At 53.4% G+C, this 16,013-nt stretch carries 15 protein-coding genes; 5 read left to right on the forward strand and 10 right to left on the reverse strand.

Going from position 1 to position 16,013, the window contains the following annotated elements; all coding sequences use genetic code 11:
• The 3 genes from G461_RS0117570 to G461_RS0117580 all read left to right on the forward strand — a co-directional run.
• Positions 1–1,961 (forward strand): secretin N-terminal domain-containing protein (locus G461_RS0117570; protein WP_026972820.1); only part of this gene is annotated, 1,961 nt, incomplete at its 5' end.
• A gap of 1 nt (position 1,962) precedes the next feature.
• Positions 1,963–3,243: a hypothetical protein gene (locus tag G461_RS0117575; protein WP_035480655.1), complete on the forward strand. Its 1,281-nt coding sequence runs from the start codon at positions 1,963–1,965 to the stop codon at positions 3,241–3,243.
• A gap of 4 nt (positions 3,244–3,247) precedes the next feature.
• Positions 3,248–3,718: a hypothetical protein gene (locus G461_RS0117580; protein ID WP_157360358.1), complete on the forward strand. Its 471-nt coding sequence runs from the start codon at positions 3,248–3,250 to the stop codon at positions 3,716–3,718.
• A 251-nt stretch (positions 3,719–3,969) separates the two neighbouring features.
• Here the strand turns inward: G461_RS0117580 and G461_RS0117585 are convergent, their stop codons facing one another.
• Positions 3,970–5,388 carry a hypothetical protein gene (locus G461_RS0117585; RefSeq protein ID WP_026972823.1) on the reverse strand — a complete coding sequence of 473 codons (1,419 nt, stop codon included), beginning with the start codon at positions 5,386–5,388 and terminating at the stop codon, positions 3,970–3,972.
• Between the two features lie 365 nt (positions 5,389–5,753).
• Between G461_RS0117585 and G461_RS25655 the strand changes: the two genes are divergently transcribed.
• Positions 5,754–6,575, forward strand: coding sequence for an SDR family NAD(P)-dependent oxidoreductase (locus tag G461_RS25655; RefSeq protein ID WP_051333660.1), 822 nt, complete (start codon positions 5,754–5,756; stop codon positions 6,573–6,575).
• A 48-nt stretch (positions 6,576–6,623) separates the two neighbouring features.
• Here the strand turns inward: G461_RS25655 and G461_RS0117595 are convergent, their stop codons facing one another.
• The gene (locus G461_RS0117595) at positions 6,624–7,217 is read right to left on the reverse strand and encodes an NADPH-dependent FMN reductase (RefSeq protein WP_026972824.1); all 594 of its coding nucleotides are present in this window, start codon (positions 7,215–7,217) and stop codon (positions 6,624–6,626) included.
• On the reverse strand, positions 7,214–8,131 hold the full coding sequence (locus G461_RS0117600; RefSeq protein WP_026972825.1) for an EamA family transporter: 918 nt from the start codon (positions 8,129–8,131) through the stop codon (positions 7,214–7,216). The genes G461_RS0117595 and G461_RS0117600 overlap by 4 nt, the downstream gene beginning before the upstream one ends.
• A gap of 148 nt (positions 8,132–8,279) precedes the next feature.
• Between G461_RS0117600 and G461_RS0117605 the strand changes: the two genes are divergently transcribed.
• The gene (locus G461_RS0117605; RefSeq protein WP_026972826.1) at positions 8,280–8,762 is read left to right on the forward strand and encodes a MarR family winged helix-turn-helix transcriptional regulator; all 483 of its coding nucleotides are present in this window, start codon (positions 8,280–8,282) and stop codon (positions 8,760–8,762) included.
• A 43-nt stretch (positions 8,763–8,805) separates the two neighbouring features.
• Here G461_RS0117605 and G461_RS0117610 read toward each other — a convergent pair whose 3' ends face one another.
• The 7 genes from G461_RS0117610 to G461_RS0117640 all read right to left on the reverse strand — a co-directional run bounded on the left by G461_RS0117610 (position 8,806) and on the right by G461_RS0117640 (position 16,009).
• Positions 8,806–9,693: a cation diffusion facilitator family transporter gene (locus tag G461_RS0117610; protein WP_051333661.1), complete on the reverse strand. Its 888-nt coding sequence runs from the start codon at positions 9,691–9,693 to the stop codon at positions 8,806–8,808.
• A gap of 190 nt (positions 9,694–9,883) precedes the next feature.
• A complete protein-coding gene (locus G461_RS0117615; RefSeq protein WP_026972828.1) occupies positions 9,884–11,701 on the reverse strand; it encodes a V-type ATP synthase subunit A in 1,818 nt (605 codons plus the stop codon).
• A gap of 20 nt (positions 11,702–11,721) precedes the next feature.
• Entirely contained in the window at positions 11,722–12,423 is a 702-nt protein-coding gene (locus G461_RS0117620; RefSeq protein ID WP_026972829.1) for a DUF2764 family protein, read from the reverse strand.
• A gap of 15 nt (positions 12,424–12,438) precedes the next feature.
• Positions 12,439–13,122, reverse strand: a complete 684-nt coding sequence (locus G461_RS0117625) for a hypothetical protein (RefSeq protein WP_051333662.1) — start codon at positions 13,120–13,122, stop codon at positions 12,439–12,441.
• A 19-nt stretch (positions 13,123–13,141) separates the two neighbouring features.
• Positions 13,142–13,591, reverse strand: a complete 450-nt coding sequence (locus tag G461_RS0117630) for an ATP synthase subunit C (protein WP_026972831.1) — start codon at positions 13,589–13,591, stop codon at positions 13,142–13,144.
• Between the two features lie 2 nt (positions 13,592–13,593).
• Complete coding sequence (locus tag G461_RS0117635) at positions 13,594–15,396, reverse strand: V-type ATP synthase subunit I (RefSeq protein ID WP_026972832.1); 1,803 nt, start codon at positions 15,394–15,396, stop codon at positions 13,594–13,596.
• Positions 15,386–16,009: a V-type ATP synthase subunit D gene (locus tag G461_RS0117640; protein WP_026972833.1), complete on the reverse strand. Its 624-nt coding sequence runs from the start codon at positions 16,007–16,009 to the stop codon at positions 15,386–15,388. Before G461_RS0117640 ends, G461_RS0117635 begins: the two co-directional genes overlap by 11 nt.
• Positions 16,010–16,013: the final 4 nt, after the last annotated feature.

A 16,013-nucleotide genomic window follows, 5' to 3' on the forward strand; every position in this document is an offset into this window, starting at 1 on the left:
CGAGCCGCAACTATCAGTTAGAGAGCTCGTACTTAGAAAGTGCGGAGGCAGTAAGCGCGGAGGCCAGCGAGCCAGTTGCCGAAGCGGAGGTTAGTGAGGGATTACCAGAGGCTGAGCAGGGCGGGCAGTTTGAAGCGGTACCGAGCTTGAGTTTGGGGTCAGAGGGGTTTAACTCGGGAGCCAGCCTGTCGAGTCAGTTTGGTTCAGAAGCAAGTATTCGTTTGGCGGCGGATGAAATGCCGATGAATGATTTTCTGCATTACGTGTTTGGAGAGTTGCTGCAAGTTGACTACATCCTTGGTGATAACCTCCAGAGTATCCGTACTCCGGTTACCTTGAATGTGCAAAGCGCCATCAGTCCCCGCCGGTTGTTTGAGCTGACTCAAGAGCTGTTGTTGGAGCGAGAGGTCACTATTCAGGCTCGTGATGGCTTGTACGTGATAATGAACCTGCAACAAGGTGGGCAGGGGAACACAGTGCTGGGCTATGGCGCTTCACCCGATTCGATACCAGAAGGTGCGCAGAATGTAGCTCAAGTGGTGCCGCTAAAGTTTGTGTTTGGCCTGGAAAATCTTCGGGTACTGCGCGAACTCACTTCGGTGAAAGTCTCGCCGGACCTGCGCCGGGGGGTATTGATACTGAGCGGCTCCCGTACTCAGGTAGTACGTGCACTTGAGTTGTTAAAAATACTGGATGCGCCAGCGAACACCAGTAAGCATATCGGTCTGGTAAAACTGCGTTATATCACCCTTGAAGACTTTATCGAGACGGTCAATGAGCTGCTTAAAAGCGAAGGGATAGTCCCGGAGGCTGGAAATGACCGCCGTATCTCATTGGTACCGATTCCCCAGCTGGGGGCCTTGGCGGTGTTTGCCTCGGAGAGCAGCTTTGTTGGGCGGGTGCGCTACTGGGCCGAGCAAATGGATAAGCCGAGCCAAGGAGCGGAGCTGCGTTACTTTATCTATCAGCCTAAGTATGCCCGAGCCACTGATATTGGTGAGAGCCTGAGTAAGCTGATAGGCGGACGCTCGATGTCGGTACAACGTTCGGCCGAACGAGATTCAGCACGGGTGGAAGAGAATGCGCAAAGTCGCAACTCGGTGTCAAACGATAGCATGAGCCTGGTGGTGGATGAGCGAGCGAATACCTTGATATTCAAGGCCAGTGCCAATGAGTATCAGGGGCTACTGCCGCTGATTGCGCAGTTGGATGTAATGCCCAAGCAAGTCATTTTGGAAATGACCATCGCTGAAGTGACCATGACTGACGAGTTTAAATTTGGTGTGGAGTGGGCATTTGCCAAGGGCAACTTCTCTGGTGGTACGGCAGATGCGTTTGGTCTGGATAGTGTCGGTGGTGGCTTTATCAAATGGATGAGTGGGGATGATTTCATCAACATGCAGGCCTTTGAGAGCAATAACAACGTGAACATCATGTCGAAGCCAAGCTTGTTGGTGCGAGATGGTGTTGAAGCGAACATCAATGTGGGTACCGATATACCGGTGGTTGGGCAGACCACGACAGACAGCAATAATGGTGTAACTCGCTCAGTGGAATACCGTAAGACGGGTGTGAAGGTGTCGGTGACGCCCACGATTAACTCGCAAGGTATCGTGTCGATGACCATCTCTCAGGAGAACAGTAACCAGGTAGATGGCGGTACTTCAGTAGAAGGTAACCCGTCTATTTTTGACCGGAGTATCACCACAGAGGTGGTGGCGGAGTCGGGCCAGACGGTGATACTGGGTGGTTTAATTAGTGAAGATGTAACAGACAATGGTTCGGCAGTACCGGTACTGGGAGGCTTGCCTTTGATAGGAGGGCTGTTTGGTACCAAGACTGAGAGTGTGACCAAAACGGAGTTGGTCATTATGGTAACGCCCCGCATTGTGGACAATAGCAGCCAGTGGGATGAGCTGAAGCAGAGCTTAGCGCAAGGGCTGGAGCATGTTAGGTTGTAGGATGAGAGCCTCTTTACTTGTTTTACTGTTGAGTAGCTGGGTTGCTTCAATTAACGCCAGTGCTTCACAGTATATACCTCTTCAGGATGAGTACCTTACCGCTAGAATAGAGCAGTTAGCAGTCATCGCCAATATTCCCCTGATTTCAAAGCCTTACTCAGTTGAGGTGGTTAGGGTTGCGTTGGATAAAATAGAGCGTGACGTGCCAGGTCTGTACTTTGAAATCAATGGCTTACTGAGTAAATACGAAGAGCCTTATGGACTGAGTTATGCTGATGTGTATGCTCAAGTGAGCTCGAGGAGTGACTCTGAGCCTTCCAGATTTCGGTATGGGGGCGAATTCACTAGCTCTAACCTTGGTGGGAGGGCCATTGCTCATTATCGTTTTGCGCCCTCTTTGCTGCTCTCTCTGGGAGGCAGCTGGTATCAAGAGGGCGAGGACAGCTTTCAACCGAATTACAGCTATCTAAGCCTTGGCCAGCCTAACCTGAACATGTTTGTCGGGTATAAAGATCGCAATAGCAGCGTGATGAAGCTCTCTCGTTGGTTTAACAGTTTGTATCAAGTGGCCTCGCCGTCAGTTAGTTTCAGTAGTTTCCAAGGGGTTGCTAAGAGGTACAGCCCTAATATTGAGTTAGGCGTTCGTTGGCTCGGGGAAGATTCTCTTTCGTTTTCTGCAGCGCCTGAGCATCGTTTCTTTCATCTTAGTGTGGAGCCTAGTAAGGGCTGGACCTTAGGGGTTGGCGTAGACGATATCAAAGAGGGTGACTACTCAGAGACTATTTTTGTTGAAGGTCAGCATTCTTACTCCTTATCCAGCCGTTTTAACTTTTCAGTACCGTTGCCAGTCTCGGTTTATGGAGAACACACTGTATTTGAACATGAGCGGTATGAGACTAAAGGGCTTTCGCTTGGGGCTGATTTGCCCTTAGGGGCTCCGTTAGTTTGGTTGCAAAATGTATCACTAACGGTGGAGCGGCAAGTTTGGGATAGTGACAATACTGACTTCGAACTAGCTCGCTTGGAACGCAGCACTCTGCTGCCCGGCTATAGTGGTTCTTCCTTTTATTTGGGGCTTGGCTGGCAGCGTGATAACTACACGCGTTATGACCTAGGCATTGAGAGCTGGAATGCCGATGAGTTTGGCATCGATGATCAATATAAAGTCGCGTTATCTCGCAACTGGCCAATTGGCGAGTTTTTGGCAAACCTAGAGCTTAGTTATGAGAAGCAGAATAATGGTGATAATGCCTTTGCCACCAAGTTAACGTTGAGGTACTAGTGTTATGAAGCAATGGATGCTTGTGTTTGCGTTTTGCCTTGCGCTGCCCTTACCCAGTGCAGCCAAACTCAATCTTCAGTTTGGAGCAGGTGGCGCATACGTATACGATGCTGACAAATTCAGCGGTAAGAGTAGTGTTTTTCGACCCGCTTTTCAGCTTGGGGTATTTAAGCCGAATAGCCCCGATACAGCGATTGGTACCTCGTTAGAGTTTGTTCCAAACTTTGGTGGAGATTTGCTGGCTACCTGGAGAGTTGTTGATTTTGGAAAGCAGGTGTCTGACAAATCAGCGCTTTCTGCGTATATTGGCATTCCCTATATCAACTCAAGCCCAAGAGAGTACGGAGTTGCGGCAGGTGGTGGATACATATGGCAGCTTTCAAGCGCCTTGGCTCTATCTGCAGAGATTAGTTATGGGTCTGTTGATAGCAGCAGTATCATATGGGCCACCACGATGTTGAAGTATCGTTTCTAGTTTTTCTTTGGAGTTTTGGTGTTTGATCTGCCATATCGTGTGGTGGGAGTGTGCCAGTGCTTTGGCTGCCCCCCCCCTTTTTTTACTGAAGTAACTTTGTGAGAGCTGCGCGTTCTGGCAGGGGCAAATAGCTTCATTAACAGTTAGTCCCGTCTTTGTTGGTGATCAACAGGACCACTGAAAGATATATGATTGCTGCGAGTTAGTTCGCAGCATTACTTCGGCTAGAGTTATTGTGGTCTGAAAAGTTGTTAGTAACCAGCAGCCTTATTATTAATCACTCTGCGTATTTTTTGCTGGATTTTTTTGAAGAGTAATAGCCCCTTCCAGTAGTAGGCCAAGTGACCAATGGGTTTATTTATGGGGATTTCCATAAGTTCGGGCCATGCTCTTTTCATTATCTTAAAATGTAGCGCTGAAGAGCGTTTTTCTTCTACAGACATGCCTAATATTCCATCGATTACATCCTTTCTATTTAATAAGAAAAGAGTGGGGGCTGGGCGCTTCGATGCTACATTAGCAGGAGAAGCCCAACATCCTATTCTCTGCTCTAAATATAGCAAGTCGAGAAGTTGAAATGGCGTTAGCTGTGGCAAGCCATCAAGCCATTTTTGAGCTTCACTTTGTAATCTGGGGGAGTGTGGCAAGTTCATGCGCTTGATTATTAATTCAGGGGTAATGAGAGTGTTCAAGTCGTCTCGTTTTCTCCAATAGTCTCCTCGAGCTAATTCCCCAATGACACTATGACCGAATGGCTTTACTCCACCGGCAGTTTCTTCCATTCGATGATTTAACATTTTTGCGCCCGCTCTCACATAACCAGTGCGCTTTAACCAGTTATCGATATGGCGTTGTTCTGTATGAACCGGGAACACGACTTTGTGTGTTAAATTGAACCTCTTTGCAAGAGCTTTTGCGGTAGTGATATCAATGATGTTTGCTAGTGCAACACTTTTTGCTGTCCAAAACTCAACATTTAGAGATAGCTTTCCACGCAGCCCGGCTAGTAAAACTCGAGAGTCTATTCCAGCAGTGAGACCAACGAACAGTCCTTGTTCCTTAAAAAATTCTGCAAAACTTTGAACAGTGCTTATGCTATTAGATACTACGTCATCAATGTTTTCTGGAGTATTGGTGATAGTTGTTCTTTCTTCGCTGAAGTCACTTAAATTTAGCTTATGGTTTGGTAGAAGCCTTTTTACTCCTAGCTTTGGGGTCAAACCAAAGGGATACCAGTTATCTCCTCTTACAACATTAATGCTATCCACTAATTCATCGTCATAGGGGGCTTGGATTAGCTCAGTTGAAGATGCGAACACTCGACTGGAGCATGAGTAAACAATTGGTTGAGAAGCTGTCGGGTCAGGGTAAACATGCTCTTCAGTTACAAGTACCCACCTGCCACCATATGTAAATATGGTGTTAACTATGTCTTCATTATGAGCAATGGTTACGGTTTCTATTCGCTCTCCACTCGGTGTGATAAGCCAGCCAAGAACGACACCGCATAAACTCCCATTTTTAAATACTTCAATGTAAGGTAAATCAGGGTGAAAGCTGAAAGATATGTCACCAAAACATGCATGCTTCCATCCCTCAATTGGAGAGGCTTCCCTTCCTGCTATATATTGCCCTTGCCAATCGGAGAGGCTAACACCTTCATTTTTCATTGTCTGAACCTTAAAATTTGGAGTCGCGGTATTTTAACATCATGAGTTTATTTGTTCTCGGTTTTTTGCTGGTAGTAAGACACTCAAACATAGTTCAACTTCCGATACCTAATTGCAGTTAACTCAGGTTAAACTGACTTTCCAATTCTCCATTAGTGCTACTGATCTATAGTCTGAATTTGCACTCAGGACTCAGCTCTTTAGCCGGCCTCTTTTACTTAAAGATAAGGCTGTTTAGTATGGCTGCTGCGAGACAAAGCATTGTAGCAGGGGTAAAGACAGATCGAATAATAGTTGTCCTCCTTTGCGGTTTATCACTCCCTGCTATGCGGTGAGTGCATTTTAAGGGTTAAGGAATACTAGTGATGAAGCAGGTTATTGTGATCACCGGGGCGACCGGGGGTATTGGTCAGTTGTTGGTGAAGAACCTTTGTGGCGGTCATCGCCATATCGTCTGCGTTGGGCGTCGAGAGGGCGCATTGCAGCGCCTTGTCGATGACACTTGTGCAGAGAAAGGGCTGAGTGAAGCTGATATCTCTTATGTGGTGGCCGATATGAGTGAGTCGGTTGCGGTGGAATCGGCAGCGATGACGGTGGCGGCGCGCCATGGTCATATCGATATGTGGATCAACAACGTTGGGGTAAACAATCACGCCGCGATGGGGCCGACTTGGGACGTGGATGTCAGCGAGTGGTGGAAGGAGGTTCAGCTAAACCTGTTTACCGCTTATCTGGGCAGCGCGGCTGCTGCGAAGGCAATGAAACAGCAGGCACGCGGCTATATCGTAAATCTCGGTGGTGGTGGTGCCGACAAGCCGAAGCCATTTGGTTCTGCCTACGGCAGCGCTAAGGCTGCGATTGTGAAGTTTAGCGAAACCCTCAACCAAGAGTTGATTGAACAAGGGCTCGGCTTACGCGCATTTTGCTTTAATCCGGGCTTTATTCGTAATCAACGCACCGAGACGCTGGTGGCCTCGGAGGTGGCTAAAAAGTACATGCCAAACCTGGAAGAGGTGATGAATAGCGGGGCCATGTCGGACATTGCCGATTCGGTTGCGCTGCTGGAAGCCATCCTTAGCGGAGATCTCGACAAACTAAGTGGCCGCTACCTGCTAGCGGACTCCTTCCAAGAGGACATCCAGCAGCCGCTAAGTGAGCAACTACTCCTGCTGCGTCATCAGCGTTAGTTCTCGTACCGGGCAGCTAAAAGCATTGGCTGCCCATCTGCCACTTGGTTACATCCCATAGCGAAAGGCTCTCCCCGCTTCGACCATATCCCGATGCACTGGCGCAAGGGCGCTGGCATAGCTGGCGAGTAACTGCAGGGTATAGGCGCTGCGTTGCTGCATCTGCGGGTCGCTACACTCCAGCTGGTCGTTTAGCAGGTCTTCGCAGTAGCGAAAGATCAGATGATCCGGCAAAAAGCACAGATGATTGTTCTTGCTGCCGCTCATGCGCAGCTCGCTGATTGGATACACGCCATTTAGGCTGGCAGATACGCTGACCAGCAGTGCGGGCTTGTGGGCTAGCTCATAGTCAGTGGCCAGCATCAGAAAGTTCTTTAGTGCCGGGGTAGCCATGCCGTGCCACTCAGGGGTGATCAGCACCAAGGCATCTGCTTGCTTAAGCTGCTTGGCGATATCGCGCCAGCCCTGGCACTCTTCAGTGCCTTGCCATACCCCTTCATTCCACAGGGGAAGGGCAAGCTGATGGAGATCGAGCACTTGGCTTTGGCTGAAGTGAGCGATGGCCAGCTTCTCCAGGTAGCGGGCTACCCGCAGGCTTTGTGAGTCAGCACGTTGGCTGGCCGAGACGATACAGAGGTTCATAGCAACTCCTTTTGCGATAAGTGGTTGATTGTGTGGTGTTGTGAAGTGTGCTGGCGGCAATCACCTTGGCTGGCTAGCACAATCGATAGCAAGATTGCCGCCGCGCCAAGGCCTTGCAGCAAGCTCAGGCTTTGCCCCAGCAGCAGGTAGCCGAGCGCACTGGCTGAAATGCTGCTCAAAAAGCCCAGAAAAGACACCGTGACCGGGTCGAGCTTCTCAATACCGCGAAACCACAGGGTATACGCGAGCAGTGCCCCCACCAGGCTGAGGTAACCAAAACCGAGATAGTTGAGCGCACTTAATGTTGGCGGTAGCGGCTCCAGCAATAGCGTTATCGGCAGCAACATCAGGCCACCGAACAGTAGCTGCCAGCCGGTAAAGCCGAGCATGCTCATCCCCATAGGGCGGCCCCATCTTTTGTTTAGCGCGACCCCCACCGCCATACTTAGCGCGCCCAGTAGCGCCATGGCGATCCCGGCTGGGTCGAGCTGAGCCTGTTGGTTGACGACCAGCAGGCCTATCCCGACCAACCCCACAATGCCTGCCAGCAGTTGCCGTGGCCGAATGGTACTGCCCAGCAACACACGCGAAAGCGCCATCACCAGCAAGGGCTGAATCGCCATCAGCATAGCGGCGATGCCGCCGGGTAAGCGTTCTGCTGAGTAGAACAGGCAGTAGAAGAACAGCCCGATATTGAGCAAGCCCAGCAGCGGCAGGCGCAGCCACCATTGGCCTTGCAGCCCTTGTCGGGTTAGTAGCAACAGCAGGGCCCCCGCTGGTAGTGCCCGCAGGGTGGCTGCGAGCAGTGGGCTGTTTGGCGGCAAGGCCTGGGTGGTCACCACATAGGTGCTGCCCCAAATGATCGGTGCCAGTGCAGTTAGTGCCAGCAATGAGAAAGCGTGTCGCGTTTGCATAAGCTGCGTGGCTCCTATGTGAATGGAATATGTAAATGGATACTGTCTTCATGAAATATATCTTTTATGAAAGATACTTTTTAGAAAATAGTGGGAGTTTAACTTTTGATCAAGTATCTTTTTAAAAAGATATTTACTGGAGGGCGGCATGTCCCAAGACAAAGTCGATAGCATCCTTGCCCAGTGGCAACAGGTTCGGCCCGATCTCGACTGTTCGGCGATGGGGGTGGTGGGGCGTTTACGGCAAACCAGCAACCTGTGGAAGAGCCAGCTGGATCTGGTGTTTAAACACCATGAGTTGAGTGCGGTGGAGTTCGATATTCTGGCCACCATGCGCCGCTGCGATCAGCCGCTAACACCGACTCAGCTTTACCAGACCCTGATGCTCTCCTCGGGGGCGGTGAGTACTCGGATTGAGCAGTTAGTACAACGGGGCTTGGTGGAACGCTTGGCCAGCCAACAGGATCGCCGTAGCTGCGAGGTGAAACTCACCGAGGCCGGTGTTGCGCTGGTGGATCAGGCGGTCAATGCCCATGTGGCAAATATGGATGGTATGCTGCAGGTGCTAGATGCCAACGAGCAACAGCAGCTGGCGGCGCTACTGAAGAAAGTACTGTTGGCGGGCGAGTAAGCCCGCCCACGGCTTATATACAAAAGACATACTTCCAACAGGTTTACATCCAACACGCCTGACGGGTGATGTTCACATTCACCCAATGCTTTTTGTTGATGCTCTCTGCCACATAGGCGATGCGTTGGCGAATGTTGTCCATCAGCAGCACATCAAAGCTGCCCTCTTTGACCAAGAAGTTACTCTCAATGGTCAGCTCCATCCCCACCAGTACGGTGCGCAGTTTGTATTCCGCACCCAGCTCCTTGGCAATTAGTTCAACCTCTTGGCGGATCGGCGCAATGGCCTTTTCGTTCATCCTAAAGTACATCAGCTCTTTGGCAGCCTTGGCGAAGCTGGTTAAGGGGAACAGCAAGAAAAAGCTCGAGGCGATGATCACCATGCCGGGGTCGACATAGGCCACTAGCCAATCAAGCTCACCACCTTGCAAAAAGATGGCAACCACAAAGCCAATCAACACCCCTAGGCTTAGCAAAGCATCGCCCAGCCACTGGTCTTTCTCGGCGTTGAGCAGGGCCGAGTCTTCGCGGTTGGCGCGGCGGATAAACAGGGTAAGGGCAATACAGCCTAAGGTGCTGACCAAGGCATACAGCGAGGCGGGGCCGGGGCTCACTTCTCGACCGCCAGAGAGGATGCTGCCGAAGGCATCGAAGGCCGAGTAGGTACACATGCCAACCAGCGTGAGTGATTTAAACACAATCAACAGCGGCTCGAAGTGCGCCTTGCCAAAGGGGAACTTAGTGTCCTCTTTTTGCGCGCGTACCAGCTTGAGGACAATCAGACTCAGGCCACTGAGCCCCACGCTGAATAGCGAGTAGACCCCGTCAAACATGATCATCCCGGAATCGGCCATCATCCCCCAGATAACGCCGATAATAGCAAAGCTAAGTGCCGCCAGAATCGACACCTTAAGTGCGTGTACTTCAGACATGGAGTGCTTCTCTTCGTGGTAGAACGGCTTGAATTTAAGCCAGTTTAATAGAAAAAGACGTCAGGAAAATAACACTAACCACTCCTGCCCTTGGGGAAAAGCAGGAATGGCCGGTGTTTCTTACTTGTTGTACAGGTTTCAGGTTGTGTTTGCATCGCCAGCCCCCGTGTTGGGGGCTGGCATTTGCTCTTTATTGCGCCTCGGCCATCAGCTGGTCGATTTGCTGGTTATAGTTTTGATAGTCTGCGCTGTCTTCCGCTGCATAGTGGAAGTTGCGGAACAGTCGAGTCATGGCGATAAAGTACTTACGCGCCTCGTCCTTGCCGCTGAAGGGGTAGGTCCTGTCGATGATCGTCACCACCTTCTCGAACACGAACTTCTGGCGCTCAAAGCTACAGGAGCCGTCTACATCGTCGAAAGCATCTTGCTGCAGGTAGACCATGTCCAAAAACAGCGCCTTTTGATAGGTGATGTAGTCGTCCAGCGAGATCCCTTCTTCACCGGTTACCTGCATCATCTTGCCGATGCTATCGCCCTTGGCTAGCAGCTGTTGCATGGCGCGCACATTGCTCACCCAGTCTTCGCCGATATGCTGGCGATACCATGGCTCGAGCTGCTCGAGGTAGCGCGACCAAGAGATCAGCGGGTCAATCGCTGGGTAGAAGCGTTTGTAGGCGCGGTCATAGCTCAGGCCGAGGAAGGTCTTCACCGTGCTCAAGGTTGATTGGGTCACCGGCTCCTCGAAGTTACCACCAGCAGGAGATACGGTGCCGATCATGGTCAGCGAGCCGTTCTCGCCATCTTCGTTGCTGATCACCCCGCAACGCTCGTACACGCCTTTAATGGCTGAGTCCATATAGGCCGGGAAGCCCTCTTCGCCGGGGATCTCTTCCAAGCGGTTGGAGGTTTCACGCATCGCCTGGGCCCAACGCGAGGTGGAGTCAGCCAGCAGCAATACGTTGTAGCCCATCTGGCGGTAGTACTCGCCCAGCGTCAGACCGGTGTAGATCGATGCCTCACGCGCAGCGACCGGCATCGACGAGGTGTTACAGATGATCACGGTGCGGTCAATCAAGGTGCCGCCATGGCGCGGATCGGTCAGGGTGGGGAACTCTTCGATGGTTTCCACTACCTCACCGGCGCGCTCGCCACAGGCCACCACGATCACGATGTCGGCATCACAGTAGCGTGAGATCGAGTGCTGCAATACCGTCTTACCCGAACCGAAGGGGCCGGGAATACAGCCGGTGCCGCCGCGGGCGATTGGGAAGAAGGTATCCACTGAGCGCATGGTGGTCACCAGCGGCTCGCTGGGGTAGTGGCGCTCGGTGTTGCCGCGCTTGGCCAGATTGTTGGCAATCGGCTGACGCACCGGCCACTTCTGTACCATGGTGATGGGGTGCTCTTTGCCACGGCTATCGGTCAGGTGGGCAATCACGGTGTGGATGCTGAAGCTGCCTTCTTGGATCCAGGTGACCTCGGCCTCGCCGCGCAGGTTAAACGGCACCATAATCTGATGCTCGAAGCGGCCTTCCTGTACCGACCCCAGTGATTGGCCAGCACGGACTTTATCGCCAATGCGCACCTTGGCGCTAAAGGTCCAAGTTTGCTCACGCTCCAGCGCTTCTACCTGCACACCGCGTTTGAGGAACTTGCCGTGGATCTGGGCGAGGCGCTCCAGCGGATTTTGCAGGCCGTCGTATATCTGCGAGAGGATGCCAGGACCGAGGTCCACGGTGAGCATCTCGCCAGTTTGGATCACCTGATCGCCCACCGCGATGCCGCGGGTGTCTTCATACACCTGTATGTCGGCGCTATCGCCGCGTACCCGCAGCACCTCCGCCATCAGGTATTCTTCGAGGCCCGCGGTTTGCGGGCGCGCTGGGATCACGTAGACCACTTCGTTCTTGGTCAGGCCCTGGCTGCCGGTTGAGCGAATGCGCAGGGTGTCGCCGATCACCGAGGTCACCTCGGCGCTCGCTGGGATTTGAGATAAATCAGTGCTCATAGTATAAGCTACCTTTACTGCTACTCGGGCAGCGCCGCGGCATATTGGCCGAGCGCCTGCTCCACTAATTGGTCGAATCGAACAATCGCTTGCTCGTGGTTGTAAGAGGTCCAGCGCTGCAACACATTCCAGCGCAGCACATAGATAACAACCGCCTCAAAGCTAAAGCGCTGTTTGGCCGCTTCGGCGCTGAGGTGTTGCCATACGGCCGCCAGCAGCAGCTTTTCCGCCTCGAAGCTGTGTCCTTGCTCCAGCGCTTTGGCCACATCGGGCAGCCACAAGAAGCGGTGCTCCAGGTTGAAATAGGGGGCATTCCAGTTGCGGCGAATAAACTCGCGGCGTGAGCCAAAACTCCAGCGCGAATAGCCGGGGGCTTTTTCACCGCGCATTCGCTTGCGCAGCGCCGCAACCACCGTGCGTACGTCTAAGCGCCAGTTCAACAATGCCGCCAAATCGGGGCTGTTTACCCGATTGATCAGGCTGTGGGCGTGCTGGATCAGGTCGAACTCCTGGGCTGTGCTGTTTTGCTCTGGGCGGGCAGGAGCCTCGTTTCCCCATTCCATCTGCTGTTCAATTTCATTGAGCAGGGCGCGCTCGCTAAAGCCCAGCGCGCTTAAGCGCTGGTCTAGCTGAAAGCGGGAGATCGGCAGCTGCTTACAATCGAACAGTGAGTCTAGATGTGGCAGCGATGCCAGCAAGCTGTGATAGGCGTTGTTAGCCATGGTGGACCTCGTGGTTTACTTCACTACGCCTTCGAGCAGGGCTCGAAAACGTGGCTGCAAGTGGCTTAACAGCATCTGAGAAACACTCTCAGTGCCCAGGTTCACTTCGATGTCCTTATCTTGAATACGGAACAGCAGATCCTGGCTGCCTTGCTCACCCACTTGAATGCTTACCCCCTGGTTGAGCATCTCCTTGGTGCGTGCTTTCACAAATGCGTTGAGCTCGCAGTCTTCAGCGCTTTCAGCAAGCTGCTGTTTAGAGAGCGGCTGTGCTGGCAGCAGCACTTCAACCTGCTCGCCTTCGGCAATCGCGTTCTGTCCGGCCACTTCCAGGATCATCTTGCTCAGTAGCTCCGGGTCGCTCATGGCTTGCTCAACACAGCTGTGCAGTTGCTCGGCAAAGCGCTCTTGCAGGTAGCTCTTCATGCTGAGCAGTGCATTGCGCTCGGCTAAGTGCAGCGCTTGCTTACCGGCATTACTGATAAACTCGGCTTCTTTGTTGGCCTCGCTGATGATCTGTCCAGCGCGTTTTCGCGCGTCAGCAATAACGCTGTCAGACTGAGTCTGGGCGTCGATAATCATTTTGCGTGCTTCGGTTCGGCCGGCTTTTACCCCCTGCTCGCGCAGGGTATGAGCCAGCTGGTCGATACCTTGGGATACCGGAGCGTGCTTGGTGTCCAGGATCTTGTTGTCTAACATGTTTATCTCCCAGTCTTACTTAAGCGACGATGCTGGCGCCCAGCACCAGAGCAAATACAAAGGCGAATACGGCGAAGCCTTCTACAATGGCAGCTGGCGCGATAGACAGGCCGAATACCTCGGGCTTGTTCTTAGAGGCGCTAATCGCTGCTGCTACCGCCTGACCTTGGTACATCGCCGAGAAAAGCAGGGCGATACCGGTTAGCAGGCCAATGCCGAACAGCGCGCCAGCGGTGGCGTCAGATACGCCCACACCCATCAGGCTGAACATGATCACGATGCCGTAGATCACCTGCGACGATGGCATGGCCGATAGACCGACGAATTTTCCGTAGCCCGACTCCACGTCCAGCATCGCGCCACAGGCAGACTGACCCGCCAGTGAACAGCCGATGGCTGAGCCAACTGCGCCAAGGGCTACCGGTGCGAAGGTGCCCAACCAACCAAGTGCAATTACAAAGTGTTCCATGATTAATCCTCTTTCTTACGAAAAGCGTTGAATGGGTATCCCTCGTCGGATAGTCCCCAGTTAACAAATTCAATAACGTTCAGTCGCATGCCGTGCACCACACCACTCATGATGCAAAGCGCGAAGTTAAGCAGGTGGCCGAGCAACAAGATCAGTCCTGCAAACAGCACCCCGATAACCGGGCTGCTTTCCAGTGCTTGGCCAGCCAAGCTGTTAAAGGTCATCGCCAGTGAAGCGCCAGACAGGCCCAATGCGAACAGGCGCATGTAGCTGAGCACGTCACCAAAGGCGCTGGTGATGTTGTAAATCCCTTTGGCACCGTCAAGGGTGCGAAGCAGCAATGATTTCAGCGAGTTCACCGGGCGATCCGAGGTGAATACAGCCACCAATACTGCGCCGAGTCCCATCATCCAAGGGCCGATCGTCGACGCGAATAGCGCAGGCAGGGCGCCATCGGAGCCAAACCACAGCAGCATGCCGCCTACCATCAGTAGCGCCCAGCCCAGTGGCGCCAAGGCACGCGCCTGATGGCGATTGACATAGGCGCTCATCACATTGGCAAAGGCCAGATGGCCGACACCGATAAACACCGACAGCTTCATCATTGCGCCGTAGTTATTCAGGTCGAGTAGCTTGAGTGAGGCCAGTGGGCCGCTTTGCGGGCCGGCACCGAAGTAGGAACCCACTAACACCCCCCACACCACGCCCAACAGCGACATAAACAGGCCCAAGTTGAGCAGGCGCACACCGCGTTCGCTGCTGCGGATGCGCTTACGAGCCAGCCACAAGATCCCGCCGAACAGTGCCGAATAGAGCGCATCGGACATGATCATGGCGAAGAACAGGGCGAACGAGAAAAACACCAACTTGCCGGGATCCCAAGCGCGGTAGTTAGGCACCTGGAAAAAGCTCATCGCCTCAGCGCCGCCACCGGTTAGCTCACTGTTTTTCAGCAAGGTGGGTGGTTGGTCATCGGCGTTCGGGTCTTCCAGTAGCGCTGCCGCGCCAAACTGTTGTGCCAACTCCAGTAACGCCTCTTGCTGCTCCTCCGGTACCCAGCCTTGGATCAGGAAGAAATCCTGTTCATCACGGGCGCCCGCACAGGCCATCAGCAACTCGGCTTTGTCCTGGTAGGCTGCCAAATCTTGGCTGAGCAGGTAGATCCAGCGGGTTAGTGCTTCACGCTCGGCGCGTAGCGCTTCCAGCTGGTGCTCGCAGGCTTCGATCTGTGCGGCCACCTCGCTCATACGCAGGTAGCCCAGATGACTGCGTTCCACCGGCATTGCCTTGGCAGCAGGCTCGTCTTTGGCCACGACTACGATGTAGGCGTGCTGCTGGTCGCGATGCACCTCAAACCAGCTCAGGTCATTGGCCTGTACCTCGGTCATTTGATTGAGTGGTACCACGTAGAACCAAAAGCGCTGATGATCGATGGACTCCAGCGGTGGCAGGCTAAACTCGCCCCAAGGCTTGAGCGCATCGAGACGTTGGATCAGGCTGTCGCGCTTGTCGCTGGTGGCTCGCAGTGCCCGCTTGTTGCCCAGTACCTGAGCGACAATATTCTCGATATTGGTTTGTCCACGTTCGCGTACCAAACGGCGGCGACGCTCTGCCTGATTGAGCCAGGCCAGTGCTTCGCTAGCCTGATTGGGCTGGCGCATCACCCTGGAGCGCTGCTGGTCCTTGTTATCCCGATTCAATGGGATCAAGTGGGTGCAGCCGAGGGCCTGCAAGCCGCTCAGTAGCGCCTGCTGTTGTTGCTTGCTGCCTGCCAGAGTCAGGCGTTTAAGCTTGCTAATTGCCATTACTTGCTCCTTGGGCGTGTTGAGCCAGCACCTTTTGCTTGGATAGCTTGGCGTTCATCACCGCCGCGCGGTCTTGGTCTGACAGGTAGATACCGATCCGGCGGATCGCCTCGTGGGTATTGGGGATCAACACCTTGGAGAACAGATTGACCCGCTGGCTGGTGACCCGGCCGGCTTGGCTGATCTCGGCCAAGCGCTTTTCCGACACCGACAGTTCTACCCGCAGACGTACCATCTCTTGCAGCTGGCTGACCAAGGCATCCACCCAGTGGGGATGGGTCAGGTCGCTGTAGTTGCTGAGTGCGACACGCAAATCGTTGAGTAGTGGCACCCGGCAGCCCACGATGTTCTGGGTGGCCAGCTTGATCTCGGCCACCGTCACCAGCTGCTCAAGGCGGATCCCGCTATGGGCTAACATCGGTAACTGCTGCTCCACGCTGGCGCGCAGCTGCGCAACCCGCGCTTGGGCCTCGCTCACCGCTTGCTCGGCTTTGCGTTTTTCCAGCATTAGCTGCTGGCGCTTAAGCTCCAAGGCTGGCAGATAGCGCTGATAGGTCTTGAGACTGCGCTTCTGCTTGTTCAGCGAGCTTTTGTTTAGCGCAACCTTGGCCATAGTC

It is taken from the genome of Aliagarivorans marinus DSM 23064 (assembly GCF_000429485.1).
GTDB lineage: Bacteria > Pseudomonadota > Gammaproteobacteria > Enterobacterales > Celerinatantimonadaceae > Aliagarivorans > Aliagarivorans marinus.

Coding starts and splice junctions, on each gene's coding strand:
- G461_RS0117575 (WP_035480655.1), top strand. CDS start 1,963: ATGAGAGCCTCTTTACTTGTTTTACTGTTGAGTAGCTGGGTTGCTTCA.
- G461_RS0117580 (WP_157360358.1), top strand. CDS start 3,248: ATGAAGCAATGGATGCTTGTGTTTGCGTTTTGCCTTGCGCTGCCCTTA.
- G461_RS0117585 (WP_026972823.1), bottom strand. CDS start 5,388: ATGAAAAATGAAGGTGTTAGCCTCTCCGATTGGCAAGGGCAATATATA.
- G461_RS25655 (WP_051333660.1), top strand. CDS start 5,754: ATGAAGCAGGTTATTGTGATCACCGGGGCGACCGGGGGTATTGGTCAG.
- G461_RS0117595 (WP_026972824.1), bottom strand. CDS start 7,217: ATGAACCTCTGTATCGTCTCGGCCAGCCAACGTGCTGACTCACAAAGC.
- G461_RS0117600 (WP_026972825.1), bottom strand. CDS start 8,131: ATGCAAACGCGACACGCTTTCTCATTGCTGGCACTAACTGCACTGGCA.
- G461_RS0117605 (WP_026972826.1), top strand. CDS start 8,280: ATGTCCCAAGACAAAGTCGATAGCATCCTTGCCCAGTGGCAACAGGTT.
- G461_RS0117610 (WP_051333661.1), bottom strand. CDS start 9,693: ATGTCTGAAGTACACGCACTTAAGGTGTCGATTCTGGCGGCACTTAGC.
- G461_RS0117615 (WP_026972828.1), bottom strand. CDS start 11,701: ATGAGCACTGATTTATCTCAAATCCCAGCGAGCGCCGAGGTGACCTCG.
- G461_RS0117620 (WP_026972829.1), bottom strand. CDS start 12,423: ATGGCTAACAACGCCTATCACAGCTTGCTGGCATCGCTGCCACATCTA.
- G461_RS0117625 (WP_051333662.1), bottom strand. CDS start 13,122: ATGTTAGACAACAAGATCCTGGACACCAAGCACGCTCCGGTATCCCAA.
- G461_RS0117630 (WP_026972831.1), bottom strand. CDS start 13,591: ATGGAACACTTTGTAATTGCACTTGGTTGGTTGGGCACCTTCGCACCG.
- G461_RS0117635 (WP_026972832.1), bottom strand. CDS start 15,396: ATGGCAATTAGCAAGCTTAAACGCCTGACTCTGGCAGGCAGCAAGCAA.
- G461_RS0117640 (WP_026972833.1), bottom strand. CDS start 16,009: ATGGCCAAGGTTGCGCTAAACAAAAGCTCGCTGAACAAGCAGAAGCGC.